Below are 15,550 nucleotides of genomic sequence, written 5' to 3'. Positions count from 1 at the left end.
ACAATGCACGGGGTACAGAAAAAAAACGGCCCCGGGAAGCTCAATGCTTTCCGTGAGGCCGTTTTATTGTTATTGCCGTTATCCGTATTTATGGATGGGGTTTCATCACTTTCTCCGTCTCGTCGACGGCAAAATCGCTGAAGGTCGACAATACGCTGTTGTATTCGGCGATGTCCCGAATGCGTATGCCCCGCTTCAAATCCTCGACCACCTCTCCGGGGAGACTGCTTTCGAGATGCCCGACATCGAGCTGGTAAAATGTCTTCACCGCTCTCTCTTCCCGAGGGGGACCGTCGTACAGCGTCAAATTGCCCCCCGCGTCGATTCCTATATACGAATTCATTTTGCATTCGGAGGACAAATCGTCAACGTGCACTTCGAACGTTGCTTTATTATCGATCACCCCGACATACTCCCAATTGGGATGCTCTTTCGCAGTTTTGCGGATGTCATCGGGCGATAGAACGCCTAGTGAAGTATACTCTTCTCCGCACACGTATATCGTATGAAGAATGGTCTCGCTTGCTTTGACTAAGTTGGCTGAAGGCTCCGCCTCTTTACGGATGCCTGCCAGCGTTGCGACGGCGGGTTCGGGATTGTGGGATTCGGAAGCCGCGTACCAAACCAAACCGCCGAGAGCCAACACCCATACGCCGAGCGACAGCCAACGCCGTTTGAAACGGATCCGCTTTTTTAGTTGTCTTTTAAACGCACCGAAAAAGCCCATTTTCTCTCCTTCACCCCTGACTTTTAAGTGGCAATTGCAAACAATCCTTTCAAAGGTTGTTTGCTTACTATTTTAGCCAGCGGGCAAAGAGGATATACGCATTCGCAGCGCGGCGGGCTTTCCCGGAGCGTGTCAATTATAAATCCACGGTTTGTTAGCCCGGCGGCCCGGCTTCCGCTTCGCTTTCGAGTTTTTTAACAGCTTCCGCAGCGCCTCTACGCGAGAGGATACTTTTGCGTGTTTCTTTGTCTTTGCAGCGGTTCGTTTGCTGTCACCGGCTTGTTCCGCTTCGTCGCCGGCGGCCGCCGCGTCGCCGGTTTGGGCCGGCTGCTGCGAAGGGAAGCCGCTGACTGTCGGCCATTCCGCGAATGCGTCGGATGTGTACGGAAGAGCGTATGGCAACGATTGACGGGCGCCCTTGCCCCCACAGCCGCAATCGTAATCAGGCGCTCCGTATGGTGCAGGTGCGGTCCCGTACGGAGTCAAACCGGGATAGGCTGCGGTGAAAGCGTCGGTTTGCTGCATGCCGAACAAAGGTGTTGTACTGAAAGGCGCGGCTCCGAAACCCGGCATTGTACCGAATGCTGGTGCGGTACCGAATCCAGGTGTCGTATCGAATCCAGGTGTCGTACCGAATCCGGGTGTTGTACCGAAATCTGGTGTCGTGCCGAACGTAGGCATCGTCCCGAAAGCAGGTTGGCCGTATGCGGGGTACCCCATCATGTCCTGACCGCTTCCAAAAGCTGCGGCTGTGCCGTATGGTCCGGCCGCCGGTTCGTACGGCACTCCCTGCGGGAACTGAGCCGCTGCGCCGTAAAGCGGATTCGCATAAGCGCCCGCTTCAACCGTTGGCGTCGGAAATTGCGCATACGGATGCACCGCGTCTCCGGTATTTCCCGTCAGCTTGACGTTGAGCGGAGAATAAGCGGATGCCTGCAAATCGGTCTTGTAGGAAGCAGGCTGCTGTTCGGCGAAAGCGTGAGTTTGCGGGAGCAGCGCCGGGTTCGGCGTCGAAAAACCTTGAACCGGAGGTAAGTATGGCGCGCTTGGCAACGCTCCTGTATACGGCACATTCCCAAAGCTTGGAGCTTCTTGCATCGGCAACGGCGCGGCGGGATACGCTGAGTACGGATTGACGGAAGGTATGTTTTGCGCGTAAGCTCCGGCTGTAATGTTTATATTCGGCTCGAGCTTCTTGTCGGGCGCGGCAGCAGGAGCCGTTGGCTGCTGCACCGGGCTCACTTGTTGTTTCGGCTTTGCAAAAGGGGAGTAGGTTTCGGCTTCGATGTCGGTAGCCGGCTTTTTCTCCTGTGCTGCGGCGATAGGCGCCGCGGGCTTTTTCTCCTTCGCAGCAACGGGTGCCTCAGCCTTTTTCTCTTCCGCCGCGGCGACAGGCTTCACCTGCTTTTTCTCCTCCTCCGCCGCCGCAACAGCCTTCACCGGTTTTGAAGGAATCTTCACCTTCTTACCCGGCTCGACTCGATTCGGATCGGTAATATCCGGATTTGCCGCGATAATGTTTTCAAGTTCGACTCTGTATTGTTGCGACAGGGAATACAGCGTATCCCCTTCCTTCATGATATGGATTTTCATGAGCTCCCTCCCAAGAGTAGTATTCCGATCGGCGGACGCGCTTTAGGTGTGCGAACGCCCAGTGCACTACATCTTATGCAGGGAATGGGCATTTGACATCATAAAATTTGCGTTATTCAAAAAGTCGTTCGCCGGAAGAGCAATTTTTGCGGTTGAAAATGTGTGCCGCCGCCGACAGAGAAGTACATTCAAGCATACAGCTTGCTTTTCCGTCGACATTTGGGCGAAGGCGGAGCTTGACGACCGTGGATAAGGCACAAGAAGGGATTGAAGATTGTAAGGTCAAATTGCGCCTGAATAGCCATTTTCTGAACGAGAGGGATAGTTCCCGCAAGAGTAGTAGTATGAGGTGGGAAATCACGCCCAAATTGCTTTATTTGGAAAATGAGGATAGCACCTGGAACAAAAGTGGGAGCCGAAATAGAGGTAATAGCAAAATCACCAAATCGGCTTATCTGAACGAAGGGTATAGTGCTGATAAGGGAGTTCGAAACGGATGTCAAGCCGCGATCGGCCAAGCGAACCTATTGGATCGTTCCTAGAAGCTAATAATTTGTCCAATAACCATAAAAAAATTTTAAGCCTCCCGTTTTGCCGTAAAAATTATACTTATACAAGAAAAACTTCTATCGTAGTTCATTCAAGGATGACCGACCGCGATGTAGAGGAAGTTTTTCTTGGTATAGAATTTACTCGTTTCATGTTGTGGCACAAAACTTATAAATTCTGGCGTTAAAAAAGACGCCAAACGGCGTCTTGGCGTCTCTTATCTATATCTTATACGATTACTTAAAGACCTTCACGCCGTCCTGATTGACGATGCCGCGGAATTGCTGCAGCAGACGCGTCGTAACCGGTCCGGCTTTGCCTTCGCCGATCACGCGCCCGTCGACTTCGCGAACCGCGATTACTTCAGCCGCCGTGCCCGTAAAGAACACTTCATCGGCCACATACACGTCATGCAGCGTAAACGGCTCTTCCTTCAGCGGGATGTCTTCGCGGCGGCAAATCTCCATGATCGCGGCTCTCGTAATGCCTTCCAATGCCCCGACATATGCCGGAGGCGTGAACACGAAACCGTTTTTCACAATGAAAATATTATCGCTCGAACCTTCCGCCACATATCCTTGCGAATTGAGCATGATCGCCTCGCCGACGCCGGCCAGGTTCGCTTGAATTTTAACAAGAATATTGTTCAAATAATTGAGCGACTTGATTTTCGGATTGAGCGCGTCCGGCACGTTTCGGCGAGTCGATACGGACACCGTCTTCAGCCCGTTCACATAAGCTTCCTCGGGGTAAATCGACAGCTTCTCCACGATTATGATGACGTTCGCTTTCGGCGAACGGCGCGGATCGAGTCCCAAATCGCCGGGACCGCGCGACACGACCAGACGGATGTACCCGTCGCGCATCCCGTTACGGCGAATCGTCTCGACAAGCGCTTCTTGCATTTCGTCATACGACAACGGAATGTCAAGCATGATCGACTTCGCCGAGTCGTACAGTCTCTTTAAGTGTTCTTTGCATTTAAAAATGTTCCCGTCATAAATGCGAATGCCTTCGAAAATGCCGTCCCCGTATAAGAAACCGTGATCGTAAACGGATACCTTCGCATTTTCTTTGGTAACGTACTCACCGTTTAAGTAAATAACCTGCGACATATTATCCTACACCTCCGAATTTGCTTTAAACGTATGAATAACTGGGGTAAGACCCCATGATGCGCACACTACAGCCTACCGCTTTTATTTCCTCAATAGCTCCGGCCAGCAGCACCGATTCGAGCGGCGCTTGCACGTCGATGTAAAAATAATATGTGCCCAGCTTTCGTTTGGTCGGGCGGGATTCGATTTTCGACAAGTTCAGCCGTCTCCAAGCGAAGGCCGACAACAGCTGATGCAGTCCGCCCGGGAAATCCGCGTCGGGCATCAGGAGCAGCGTCGTTTTGCGCTCAGCCGCCACGTGCGCTTCGCCGGATCGGGAGGGCAGCGGCGTCTTGCCGACCAGAACGAATCGCGTGTAGTTATCTTGGCTGTCCTGTATCGATTCCGCCAATATCGACAGTCCTTGGCGCTTCGCCGCCAATGCGGTGCCGACCGCGGCCGTATGGACGTCTCCGCGTTCTTTCAGGAGCCGCACGCCTTCCGAGGTGGTGCCCACCTGTTCCAGTTCGGCTTTCGGCAGCCGATCCGCAAGAAATCTTCTGCATTGGCCAAGCGCGACGGGATGCGATATTACTTTGCGTATCGTACCCAGCCGGTCTTCCACCGGCACTTGAACATCGTCCGGCGGCAGCCCGATTAAATTGACCGCGATCGGGTACACCCACTCCGCTTGAATGGGCAAATCCACATCATGGACGAGCCAATCCAGATGAAGCGAAACCGAGCCTTCGATCGTATTCTCGATCGGGATGACGCTGTAATCTGACATTCCGGATACGCACGATTCGAACACCTCGGCGATCGTCTTGCAAGGTACAAGCTCGCAATCGAATCCTTGCAAGAACCACTGAGCGGCTTCTTCCGAGTATGTGTTCGGACCAAGCAGCGCTATCTTTAACATGATGAGCCAACTCCTCGAACCGCATCCATCAGCGGCAGTTCCGCAGGCAATTGCTCCAACCCCGCGGATGCCGGTTTGAGCCAAACCGTATCAGCCTGCACGCCGTGTTCTGCTAACGTATTCTTCATGAACGATTCCAATTCGCTCTTGCGGTCGGACTCGGTATCGACAAGCGCAATAAGCGTCGGGCCCGCCCCGCTCAACGCGGCGCCTAACGCGCCGTGGTCGGCGGCTTCTCGAAGACAGCGTTCCATGCCCGGCACGAGAGGAGCCCGGTACGGCTGATGCAGCCTGTCCTCCATCGCCGTGCGGATGGCGCCGAAATGACCTGTCGCAAGCGCCGCGACAAGCATGGAGGAATGCGACAGGTTGAACACTGCGTCGGCCCTGCTCACCAGCTCGGGGAGCGCGGCGCGCGCCTTTCCCGTCGACAATTCGAACGACGGGATGGCCGCCAGCGCCTCGAGACGCGGGTGCGGTTCGATGCGCACGTGCGATGCGCGCGCCCCGTCCCATACGGCGGCGACTATGCCGCCGTAAAGAGCCGCCCCCACGTTGTCCGGGTGGCCTTCGATCTCGGCGGCCAGTTGAAACAGATCGTCTTGTCCGAACGGATGGCCGATCAAGGCGTTGGCCGCGCCCAGCGCGCCGACGATCGCGACGGCGCTGCTTCCGAATCCCCTCGCCAAAGGGATATCGCTGTAAAAGGAAATATCGAGCTCCATCTCACCGGCGCCAGCTTCCGCGAACACCCGTTGAGCGATTTTGTACAATAGATTCGACTTATCCGTCGGCAATCCCTGCATTTTTCCGCCAAGCAGCGTCACTTTCGTCTTCTCCGCCGGAGCCATATCGATCCAGGCGTATAAATTGAGCGCCATGCCGAGCGCATCGAAGCCGGGGCCCAGGTTCGCCGAGGAGGCGGGCACCTTCACACGCACGTTACGCATAAGATTTAACCTCTTCCGCTCTCGAAATGGCCTCAAGCACGGCCTCTTCCGTATCCTGCACGACGATCGGTTCCCCGGCAACCGTCTGTATCGCAATGTTCGGATCTTTCAAGCCGTGGCCCGTCAGCACGCAAACAACGGTCGCGCCTTCGGGCAGCGTACCTTCCCGGCGCAATTTCATCACGCCTGCTATGGAAGCTGCGGAAGCAGGTTCCGCAAACACGCCCTCAGTCGCCGCGATCGTCCGGTACGCGTTCAATATTTCCTCATCCGTTACGGAGTAAATTCCCCCCGCCGATTCCGTGTACGCTTCCACCGCCGTATTCCAGCTCGCCGGATTGCCGATCCGGATCGCGGTCGCCACCGTCTCCGGATTCGGGAACGCGGAGCCTGTTACAAGCGGGCTCGCCCCCTCCGCTTGGAAGCCGAGCATCTTCGGCGCCGATGAAGCCTTTCCGATGCCGCGGTATTCTTTGAAGCCTTTCCAATACGCGGAAATGTTGCCCGCGTTGCCGACAGGTATCGCCAAATAATCCGGGGCGCGGCCGAGCGCGTCGACGATTTCGAACGCCGCGGTCTTCTGCCCTTCGATCCGGTACGGGTTTACCGAGTTCACGAGCGTAATCGGATGCTTCGACGTAATGTCGCGAACGATCTCCAGCGCGCGGTCGAAATTGCCGTCGATCGCGATCACCTTCGCTCCGTACGCGAACGCTTGGGCGAGCTTGCCGAGCGCGATGTTGCCGTTCGGAATAAGCACGATGCAGCTTAACCCGCCCCGCGCGGCATACGCCGCCGCCGCTGCCGAGGTATTGCCCGTGGAAGCGCACATGACGGTGCGGCTGCCTTCCTCCATCGCTTTGGCGACGGCCATGACCATCCCCCGGTCCTTAAACGATCCGGTAGGATTCATGCCTTCGAACTTGAAATATAAATCGAGCCCCAATTGCTCCGACATCCGGTCGGCGCGCATAAGCGGCGTGTTTCCTTCGTGCAGCGTCAGCATCGGCGTCCGTTCCGTTACGGGCAGCAAGCCGCGGTATCGATCGATCAAACCCATATATCTCATAACGGCGGATAGTACTCCCTTCGAAAACTCCTCATGTTACCCTATTACCCGGTATACGCTCTTCACCTGATTCACGACATCCAAATTTTCGCATTCCGCGATAACGTTTTTCATGCTGGCTTGGTCGGCGTCATGCGTAATGATGATAATTTCCGCACTCGGATTGGCCGCGTTCGGATGCTGCAGCACCGATTCCAAACTGACGTCATGCTTTGCGAACACTTGCGTAATTTGCGCAAGAACGCCCGCTCTGTCTTCCACATGCAGCAGCAGGAAAAACTTGCCGCGAATCCGGTCGTCCGTCTGAAGCCGCTTTTCTTTATAAGGACGGCTCAAGCGTTGGCCGTTCACGTTGAGGCGCATATTTTTCACGACGGACACCAAATCCGCCACGACGGACGTAGCCGTCGGCATCGCTCCAGCTCCTTGGCCGTAGAACATTGTTTCGCCTACCGCTTCACCATACACATAGACTGCGTTAAACACGCCGTTGACCGAGGCCAACGGGTGCGACTTGCGGACCATCGCCGGCTGGACGCTTACGGATACCGAGTCGCCGTCGCGTTCGGCGAGTCCGAGCAGCTTCAGCTCATATCCAAGCCGCTGTCCGTATAATATATCTTCCTTCGTCACTCCGGTAATGCCTTTCGCTTCGACATCCGACAGCGCAACGTTCATCCGGAACCCGAGCGTCGCCAAAATCGCCATCTTCCGCGCGGCGTCAAGCCCTTCCACATCCGATGTGGGATCGGCTTCGGCATACCCGAGCGCTTGCGCTTCTTTCAGCACTTCCTCGTAGGAGGCGCCTTCGAGGCTCATTTTCGTCAAAATAAAATTCGTCGTCCCGTTCACTATTCCGAGCATCCGCATGATCCGGTCGGACGAAAAGCTCTCGGTAAGCGCGCGAATGATCGGGATGCCTCCCGCAACGCTCGCTTCGTAGAAAATATCGCAGCCTTGTTCCGCAGCGACGGAGAGCAGCTCCGCTCCGTGCAGCGCCATCAAATCTTTATTCGCCGTAACGACATGTTTGCCGCTGCGCAGCGCCTTCTCCAAAAGAAGCTTTGTTTGCGGAACTCCGCCCATCACTTCTACGACGACATCGATATCCGGTGCTCCGGCAATGTCCTCCGGGTCGGTCGTCAGCAGATGCTGCGGCACGTTCACGTCCCGAAGCTTTTCCGTCGATTGCACCAAAATTTTGCGGATTTCGATATGAGATCCGGTTTGACGAAGCAAATCGTCCCGGTGATTTTCCAATATGCGAACAACGCCCGAACCGACGGTTCCGAGTCCCATTAAACCGATGCGTATCGTATCCATTCGTCTTCCTCCTCTGAACTCCCAGCCATGATACTTTCTTTGTTTCTCTTGCTCTTGATCAGCCTTGCCCGATAATCGCCGCTCTCTTAACCCCGTCTTCCGCCCGAAGCGCCTCCATCAACGGATTCAACGTATCGGCGGCGTTCGTTTCCACCGACAAGACGACGTTGGCCAATCCTTGAAGGGGTATCGTTTGGTGGATGGTCAATACGTTGCCTTCGAACGCGGCGACCAGACCAAGAACGCGCGACAACACCCCCGAACGGTGTTCCAAGTCGATCGACACGGTTACGATGCGTTCCCGTTCCAACAGGTTCAGCGGGAAGATGCCGTCTTTATATTTATAGTAAGCGCTCCGGCTCAACCCGACTTTCTCGGCGGCTTCCCCGACGGTTGCGAACTCCCCCCGGGCGATCGATTCTTTGATTTGCAGCGTCTTCAACAAAGCTTCCGGCAAGATGTCTTCCCGAACGAGATAATACGGCGCATGTTTCGTTTGTTTCACAACATTGGTTTCAGACACGCCTCGAGTCCTCCGTGGGTAGACTTTTGTTCTCGTATGATGGACATTATATCTTATTCGACGCCGCTGTTCAATGATTTTATTGTGTTAACAAAAAAGTAACCCCGCCCAAAATATCGGCGAGGTATTTCCATACATATATCTAATCCTCATGCTCCACAAACTCGAATTCATAATCGCCGATGCGGACGAAGTGGCCGTCCTGCGCACCACGCTTGCGAAGCTCGCGGTCAACGCCCATCTTGCGCAAAATATGCGCGAAGCGCTGCATGGCGTCGTAAGAGCCGAACTGCGTCCGCTTGGCCAACCGCTCGATCGCTTCACCCTCCACGATAAACGTGTCGTTCTCGCGGCGAATGCGGAATTCGTTCTCACGGTCGCGCCCCTCGTATTTGTATACCTTTCGTTCTTCCGTCTTCGGCGTTTCGTCCACGAGCGGCTCGACGGGAACCGCTTCGACCATATCGGCCAACCGGTAAAGCAGCTCTCTGATACCTTGCCTGGTCGCCGCCGAAATTGCAATAATTTCCATCTCTTCGTGCCCGTGCTCCTTCAACTGCTCTTTAAACAATTCCAGATTATCTTGGGCTTCCGGGATATCCATCTTGTTGGCGACGACAATTTGAGGGCGATTTGCAAGCTTCTCGTTATACTCGCGCAGTTCTTTGTTGATGACCACCCAATCATCGTACGGATCGCGTCCCTCGGTGCCGGACATGTCGACCACGTGCGCGATGACCCGCGTACGCTCCACATGCCGGAGAAACTCATGGCCGAGTCCTACGCCTTCATGCGCGCCTTCAATGAGACCGGGCAAGTCGGCCATTACGAACGAACGGCCTTCCTCGACGTCAACAACCCCGAGATTTGGCGTGAGTGTCGTGAAGTGATATGCGCCGATTTTCGGCTGAGCGGCGGATACAACCGACAGCAGCGTGGATTTCCCGACACTGGGGAAGCCGACCAATCCGACATCGGCCATTACCTTCAATTCAAGCACGACCCATCGTTCCTGGCCTTCTTCGCCCTTCTCGGCGATTTCCGGCGCCGGGTTGTTGGCCGTCGCGAACCGGGTGTTGCCCCGTCCGCCTTTGCCTCCCTTTGCCACAATCACTTCTTGACCGTGGCGCGTCAAGTCGGCGATCACTTCTTTCGTATCATCGTCAATGACGACCGTTCCGGGCGGGACGCGAACAATCATATCTTCCGCGTTCGCCCCGTGCATGGACTTGGTCTTTCCTTTCTCCCCCCTGGGCGCTTTGAAATGTTTCTGATACCGAAAATCCATCAAGGTCCGGAGCCCTTCGTCCACCCGGAAGATGACGTCTCCTCCGTCTCCTCCGTCTCCGCCGGCGGGTCCGCCTTCCGGTACATATAATTCGCGGCGATAAGAGACGATGCCGTCGCCCCCGTCGCCTCCCTTAACGTATACTTTAGCTATATCGACAAACATGAATACCCTCCCGGTTATGCGCGTAACGGAAACAGCAGCGAAAGCAGCGCGGCGCCTTCCGATAAATCAGTTTCGATCCTGTTTGGGTTACCCTTATTCTTCCATATTTCGGCGATCTCCTCCGCTGCGCTTCTTAACTCCGGAGAGGCGTAAGCGCCTGTAAACACCAATTCAACGAGCATATCCTCCCGTCGTTTACGGAAACAGCAGCGGAGAACGTTCTCGTTCCCGGAATTCCCGTTCATTACAGCGAGTTCAAATGCGCCAAGCGCTATGCGTATGGACGCCGCCACATCGTTCCCAGGGGAAAGACATTCGGTGACGTCAATGGGCTCGTCCAGTTCCAATTCGAACCGGTACGGGAGCGGACGCGCCCGGTATGTATAAAGCAGCTCGATCAATCCGGGATCGCCGAGCTTGGCGGCGCGGCTCTCTTCCGTCAGTCTTTGTTTTAGCATGTCCACGCAAGCGGCCAATTTATCATACTTTTTCATTTGTGCATATCCCATGATCAGCTGCAAATCGTTTAACCAATCGTGTCGTGCGTGGTTCATGGTATTGATCCACAACTTCCGATGCTCGTCGAGCATATTCGGGAATGAAACAAACTCCTCTGCGCGTTTCATGCCATTTTCCCCGTTTCCATCCTTCATTTCCTAAGTGCGTTATCTAGTATACCAAAGATTTCCGACTCTGACAGCAAGGATAAACGGCCTACTGGAAAAACTATCTGAATCGGCGAAAAAAGAAAGCCCCGGCGCTATTCCAGCCGAGGCTTTCCATTCGAATATGCAGTCGATTACTGCTCCAAAGTCGCTGCCACAGGAGCAACTTCAGCCGCATATACGCTAACTTTCTTGCGGTCGCGGCCCAAGCGCTCAAACTTCACAACGCCTTCGACCAATGCGAACAGCGTGTCGTCGGAGCCTTTGCCTACATTGTTGCCTGGGTGAATCTTGGTTCCGCGCTGGCGAACGAGGATGCTTCCCGCCGTCACCGTTTGACCGTCTGCACGCTTCACGCCAAGACGCTTCGCGATGCTGTCGCGGCCGTTCTTTGTGGAACCTACACCCTTCTTCGAAGCGAATAACTGAAGGTCCAATTTCAACATGTCCGTCAACCTCCTTACTAATGTTTGATTAATCATATTTGTTAAACGAAACGATCCGTAACCCTTATATATTCACCGTATGAATCTTCAATCGACTTCAGCATGACAACCATGCTTTCCAGTACAATTTGCAACGATTTCCCGGTTTCGTCCGGCAGCCCCTCGGGAACGCCGACGTGCAATATGCCCCTATCCGTCACAGCATCCAGCTTTACGCCTGCAACCGCTTCGGCGGCGTTGACGGCACCGACCGTTACGGCCGATACTCCCGCGCAAACGATGTCTCTGCCGGATTCGTCGAAAAGCGCATGCCCTTCGGCTTTAAATCCCCGAATGACGTTCGACGCGCGATCCCTGCGAATGTTTACCCGAATCAACGGAAAACCCTCTTAACCTTGGATCTGCTCGATGATTACTTTCGTGTACGGTTGACGATGGCCTTGTTTGCGGCGATAGTTTTTCTTCGGCTTGTACTTGAACACGATGATCTTTTGGCCTCTGCCGTGCTTGTCCACCTTGCCCGTTACGATTGCGCCGGTCACGAACGGTTCGCCCGCTTTAAGACCTTCGCCTCCGGAAACAGCCAATACGCGGTCGAACGTCACTTGTTCGCCTTCCGCAGCTTCGAGCTTCTCGACGTAGATGACATCGCCTTCCTGCACTTTGTACTGCTTGCCGCCGGTTTCAATGATTGCGTACATTCTAAGCACCTCCCTCATAATATAAAGACACGCCTCATGCGGGTGGCGAATCGTAGCCGATCACGCGCTTTGTAAATAACCCGATCAGTGCGGTGGTCGTTAGACGACGCACTCGAATATATTAACACAATACCAACGGAAAAAGCAATACGTAATTTTCGCTTCCTAACTTTGGCTTACATGAACGTCCTCGTTTGAATTTTTCCGCGTCCCCCGCATGCCTTACACGGTTCAAAGTACAACGTATCCTTATTTTCTCTCACTTTTTTCCTTGTCATCTCCAACAATCCCAGTTTGGTCCACCCGATGATGTGCGATTTCGTCCGGTCGCGCCGCACCGCCTCTTCCAACGCTTGAATAATGCGGCGCTTGTGTTCTTCGAATTCCATATCGATAAAGTCGATAATGATGATGCCTCCGATGTCGCGAAGCCTCAGTAAGCGGGCGATTTCCGACACCGCTTCGATGTTGGTGGCAAACACCGTTTCTTCCAAATTCGTTGTGCCGGTAAATTTTCCGGTATTTACATCGATTACGGTTAGCGCTTCGGTTTGATCGACGACCAAATATCCTCCGCTGGATAACCATTGCTTCGGCTGGAGAGCTTGTTCGAGCTGTTTGCGCACTTGGAACACTTCATTGATCGGTTCTTTGCCGGTGTGATGGTGAACGCGTTCCCGAAGCCCGGGCGCTATCGATTCAAGTATCCGATGAGCTTGAAGCAGCTGCTCTTTATTGTCAACGATGAACTCATCGGTTTGCTCCGAGAATATATCCCGGATCAAACGCGGAACCAGTTCCACGTCGTGGAACAGCTCGCGAGGCGCTTTCGCCCGTTCGGCGCTTTGTACGATTCGCTGCCATTGATCGCGCAGCACGCTCATATCAATCTCCAGGGATTGTTCGGACTCGCCTTCGGCCACAGTCCGAAGAATAACGCCTTCCCCGGGCCTGCATAGCCGCTCGCCGACCGACTTCAATCGGCGCCGTTCTTCTTCCGATTCGATTTTCTTAGATAGCGCCACATACCCCGCCTGCGGCATATATACGAGCCACCGGCCCGTTAGAGCGTAATGCGTCGTAACCCGTGCTCCTTTGCCTCCAAGCGGCTCACGTACGATTTGGACGAGCAGCTCGTCGCCCGGTTTGACCAACGTTTCGATGGGCGGCTTCACTTCCGGCTGTTGCTCCAGGTGCGCCGGCAGCAAATCGTCTATATAAAGAAAAGCGTTCTTTCCAATTCCGATATCGACGAATGCGGCTCCCATTCCGGGGAGTACGTTTCCTACCCGGCCTTTGTAAATATTTCCGACCAATTTCCGGACGGAGGGACGTTCGACGTAAAATTCGGTCAATTTGCCGTCTTCCAGCAGAGCGACCGTCGTTTCTTCTTTATGGCTGTGAACCACAATTTGTTTCAAGGCAGCTGCCCCTCTTTTCATTACAATAATTCCCTCTTTTTTATTTTACATGAAAAGATCGGCGACTGCACTGTCCTTCTTTTTTTCCAAATAATGCGTCGTGCAATATTGTTCGGGCAGGACGGTAAGCAATTGTCCGCGTTCATCCATGACCAGTACGATATGAAGCCGTTCCCGCAATAATTTCGTAACGACGGCGGGAAGTTTGTCCTTGTGTTTAACGAGAATCGGCCGGGCCATAACACCGCGGCGCATCCAATCCTCAACGCGTGCATTGCGTCTCATTAGAAATCTAATGAACCTGTAAGGAAGTGTCTTCCATTCATACCAGTTCGAATACAGCAAGAACGATGCGATCATTGCCAAATTCAGCTCGATTCCCCCGGAGCCGAACCGGCTCAGCGCCGTTCCGAGCATCGCGGCGCTCGCAAGCAGCGAAACCATAACGGTTACGCGCAGCGTGCGATGGTACGGAACCGCCAAACTGAATAAAGATTGAAGCAGCTTCCCGCCGTCAAGCGGCATCACAGGGATCAAGTTAAACAACAGAAGCGTCATGTTCGCGCGGACCCAATAATGCATCCACGCTTCCGTCCATACGCCCGCAGCCTCCAAACCGTACGCAAAGCCGATCATCAGCACGTTCATGAGAGGCCCGCTAACGGCGACGACAGCTTCTTCCCGGGCAGGAACGGAACCCGCTTCATCCGTCACCGCGACGCCTCCGAACGGAGTAAGCCGGACTTCCCGCATTCGCCACCCGAAATGTTTCGCAGCGGTTATATGACCGAGCTCATGGATAACGACGATGCCAAACAACGTGATTATTTCGATAAAATGCCCGGTAACGGCCGACAATAACAGCACAATCGTCAGCAGCGGATGGATTCGGAAACGAACGCCCCAAATATTAATCAAGCGAAACCACATCGAGGGGGTTCACATAGCCGCCGTTTCGATTGACGGCGAAATATAGCATTCCGTCCGATCCGTCTCCGCCGATCCCTTTCACCGACCCGATTTTCTCTCCTGCGTCCACCCAATCGTCTTCGGTTACGTTCACCTTCCCCAAATGGCCGTAAACCGTCTGAACGCCGCCCGGGTGCCTGATCGCAACCGTCATTCCCGTTTCGGACGTCTCACCGACGAAGGTGACCATCCCCGTGTCCATCGCACTGACGCCGGCCCCGGGACCGGTGCGGAGGACGATGCCCGCACCGGCGCGAACGCTGCCGAACGGTTCGACCACATTTCCGATCGCCGGTAGGGCATATTCCCTGGCCGGGCTGGCATCCGCCTTGCGAGCTTCCGCCCCCGACCTGTCCAAAGCCGGTATGAAGGCGGGCATATTTCCGAGCTTGTCGCGATACCAGGCGGCGAATTGCTCAAACGGAAGCTCTTCCGTTAATGAGGCCGTGACGAAGGATTGCGTTCTTGCCAAAACCGGGTGATCCCATTGGAACAATGCCCATACGGCGGCAAGCACAACGACCGATAAAGCCGTTTGAATACGCAATGTCCGCGTGAATCCCGGGGACGGACCTCTCCACGGGTTAGTACGGTGATACCACAGATATTCGGGATCTTCCCGAAGCCTTCGATCATGTTCGTAATAGCCGGGGTACAGATGGGTTTCCGGCGGCCCATAGTCGTCGTATCGGTCCCCTTCGCTGCTCAATATATGTTGAATGCGCCGCTCGCGCCTTTTTCGCAATTCATCCTTGCGGTCCATCGTCCACGCTCCTTTCCCGATCGTTTCCAGGGCTTGTTTATAACCCTAGAATTTATAAGTTACTACAAAGTAATAGCAATTCTAGGGTTGCAAGAAAAACTTCCGCTAAAGGACGTACCCGCTCTCCTTGGATTTGCTTCGATAGAAGTTTTTCTTATACCATCATATGAGTTGTCCAACCGGAATATGTGAATTGCAAGGATAAACCGGCCTTACCGTCCTCATATCGTCAAGGATAAACGGCTTCGCCGTCCTCTTCGAGGTCGGCGCCGTTTACCGTTGAAATATAAGCCAAGTATAGATGTGAAACTTATACTTTCTTATATTTTCAAAAAAACCGTCCGGACATTTTGAACTGTGACCCGTAAGATGGACACTT

At 54.3% G+C, this 15,550-nt stretch carries 16 protein-coding genes; all 16 read right to left on the bottom strand.

Going from position 1 to position 15,550, the window contains the following annotated elements:
* Positions 1-88: 88 nt before the first annotated feature.
* The 16 genes from JET16_RS15430 to JET16_RS15355 all read right to left on the bottom strand — a co-directional run bounded on the left by JET16_RS15430 (position 89) and on the right by JET16_RS15355 (position 15,171).
* A complete protein-coding gene (locus JET16_RS15430; protein WP_199617262.1) occupies positions 89-727 on the bottom strand; it encodes a BofC C-terminal domain-containing protein in 639 nt (212 codons plus the stop codon).
* Between the two features lie 132 nt (positions 728-859).
* Positions 860-2,320, bottom strand: coding sequence for a LysM peptidoglycan-binding domain-containing protein (locus JET16_RS15425; protein WP_199617260.1), 1,461 nt, complete (start codon positions 2,318-2,320; stop codon positions 860-862).
* Positions 2,321-3,105: 785 nt separating this feature from the next.
* Complete coding sequence (ilvE, locus tag JET16_RS15420; RefSeq protein WP_199617258.1) at positions 3,106-3,984, bottom strand: branched-chain-amino-acid transaminase; 879 nt, start codon at positions 3,982-3,984, stop codon at positions 3,106-3,108.
* A gap of 25 nt (positions 3,985-4,009) precedes the next feature.
* On the bottom strand, positions 4,010-4,888 hold the full coding sequence (gene pheA / locus JET16_RS15415; protein WP_199617256.1) for a prephenate dehydratase: 879 nt from the start codon (positions 4,886-4,888) through the stop codon (positions 4,010-4,012).
* Positions 4,882-5,838 carry a homoserine kinase gene (gene thrB, locus JET16_RS15410; RefSeq protein WP_199617254.1) on the bottom strand — a complete coding sequence of 319 codons (957 nt, stop codon included), beginning with the start codon at positions 5,836-5,838 and terminating at the stop codon, positions 4,882-4,884. Before thrB ends, pheA begins: the two co-directional genes overlap by 7 nt.
* Positions 5,831-6,907 carry a threonine synthase gene (thrC, locus tag JET16_RS15405; protein WP_199617251.1) on the bottom strand — a complete coding sequence of 359 codons (1,077 nt, stop codon included), beginning with the start codon at positions 6,905-6,907 and terminating at the stop codon, positions 5,831-5,833. Before thrC ends, thrB begins: the two co-directional genes overlap by 8 nt.
* Positions 6,908-6,943: 36 nt before the next feature.
* Positions 6,944-8,230, bottom strand: coding sequence for a homoserine dehydrogenase (locus tag JET16_RS15400; RefSeq protein WP_199617249.1), 1,287 nt, complete (start codon positions 8,228-8,230; stop codon positions 6,944-6,946).
* 58 nt (positions 8,231-8,288) lie between these two features.
* Positions 8,289-8,753, bottom strand: coding sequence for an ACT domain-containing protein (locus JET16_RS15395; protein WP_325176699.1), 465 nt, complete (start codon positions 8,751-8,753; stop codon positions 8,289-8,291).
* 142 nt (positions 8,754-8,895) lie between these two features.
* Positions 8,896-10,206: a GTPase ObgE gene (gene obgE, locus JET16_RS15390; protein ID WP_199617247.1), complete on the bottom strand. Its 1,311-nt coding sequence runs from the start codon at positions 10,204-10,206 to the stop codon at positions 8,896-8,898.
* A 14-nt stretch (positions 10,207-10,220) separates the two neighbouring features.
* Positions 10,221-10,832 (bottom strand): Spo0B domain-containing protein, encoded by a 612-nt coding sequence (locus tag JET16_RS15385; RefSeq protein WP_233531668.1) that lies wholly within the window; start codon positions 10,830-10,832, stop codon positions 10,221-10,223.
* Positions 10,833-11,005: 173 nt separating this feature from the next.
* A complete protein-coding gene (gene rpmA, locus JET16_RS15380; RefSeq protein WP_199617245.1) occupies positions 11,006-11,317 on the bottom strand; it encodes a 50S ribosomal protein L27 in 312 nt (103 codons plus the stop codon).
* 41 nt (positions 11,318-11,358) lie between these two features.
* A complete protein-coding gene (locus JET16_RS15375) occupies positions 11,359-11,694 on the bottom strand; it encodes a ribosomal-processing cysteine protease Prp (RefSeq protein WP_199617244.1) in 336 nt (111 codons plus the stop codon).
* A gap of 12 nt (positions 11,695-11,706) precedes the next feature.
* Entirely contained in the window at positions 11,707-12,018 is a 312-nt protein-coding gene (gene rplU / locus JET16_RS15370; protein WP_199617243.1) for a 50S ribosomal protein L21, read from the bottom strand.
* Between the two features lie 176 nt (positions 12,019-12,194).
* Positions 12,195-13,460 carry an Rne/Rng family ribonuclease gene (locus tag JET16_RS15365; RefSeq protein WP_233531666.1) on the bottom strand — a complete coding sequence of 422 codons (1,266 nt, stop codon included), beginning with the start codon at positions 13,458-13,460 and terminating at the stop codon, positions 12,195-12,197.
* Positions 13,461-13,484: 24 nt separating this feature from the next.
* A complete protein-coding gene (locus JET16_RS15360) occupies positions 13,485-14,357 on the bottom strand; it encodes a M50 family metallopeptidase (RefSeq protein WP_233531664.1) in 873 nt (290 codons plus the stop codon).
* Entirely contained in the window at positions 14,350-15,171 is an 822-nt protein-coding gene (locus JET16_RS15355) for a peptidoglycan DD-metalloendopeptidase family protein (RefSeq protein ID WP_199617240.1), read from the bottom strand. The genes JET16_RS15360 and JET16_RS15355 overlap by 8 nt, the downstream gene beginning before the upstream one ends.
* Between the last annotated feature and the right edge of the window lie 379 nt (positions 15,172-15,550).

This window comes from Paenibacillus alkalitolerans, from assembly GCF_016482785.1.
Lineage (GTDB): Bacteria > Bacillota > Bacilli > Paenibacillales > YIM-B00363 > Paenibacillus_AE > Paenibacillus_AE alkalitolerans.
Note: the sequence above shows the minus strand (reverse complement) of the source record. Positions and strands in the feature narration are given on the sequence as shown.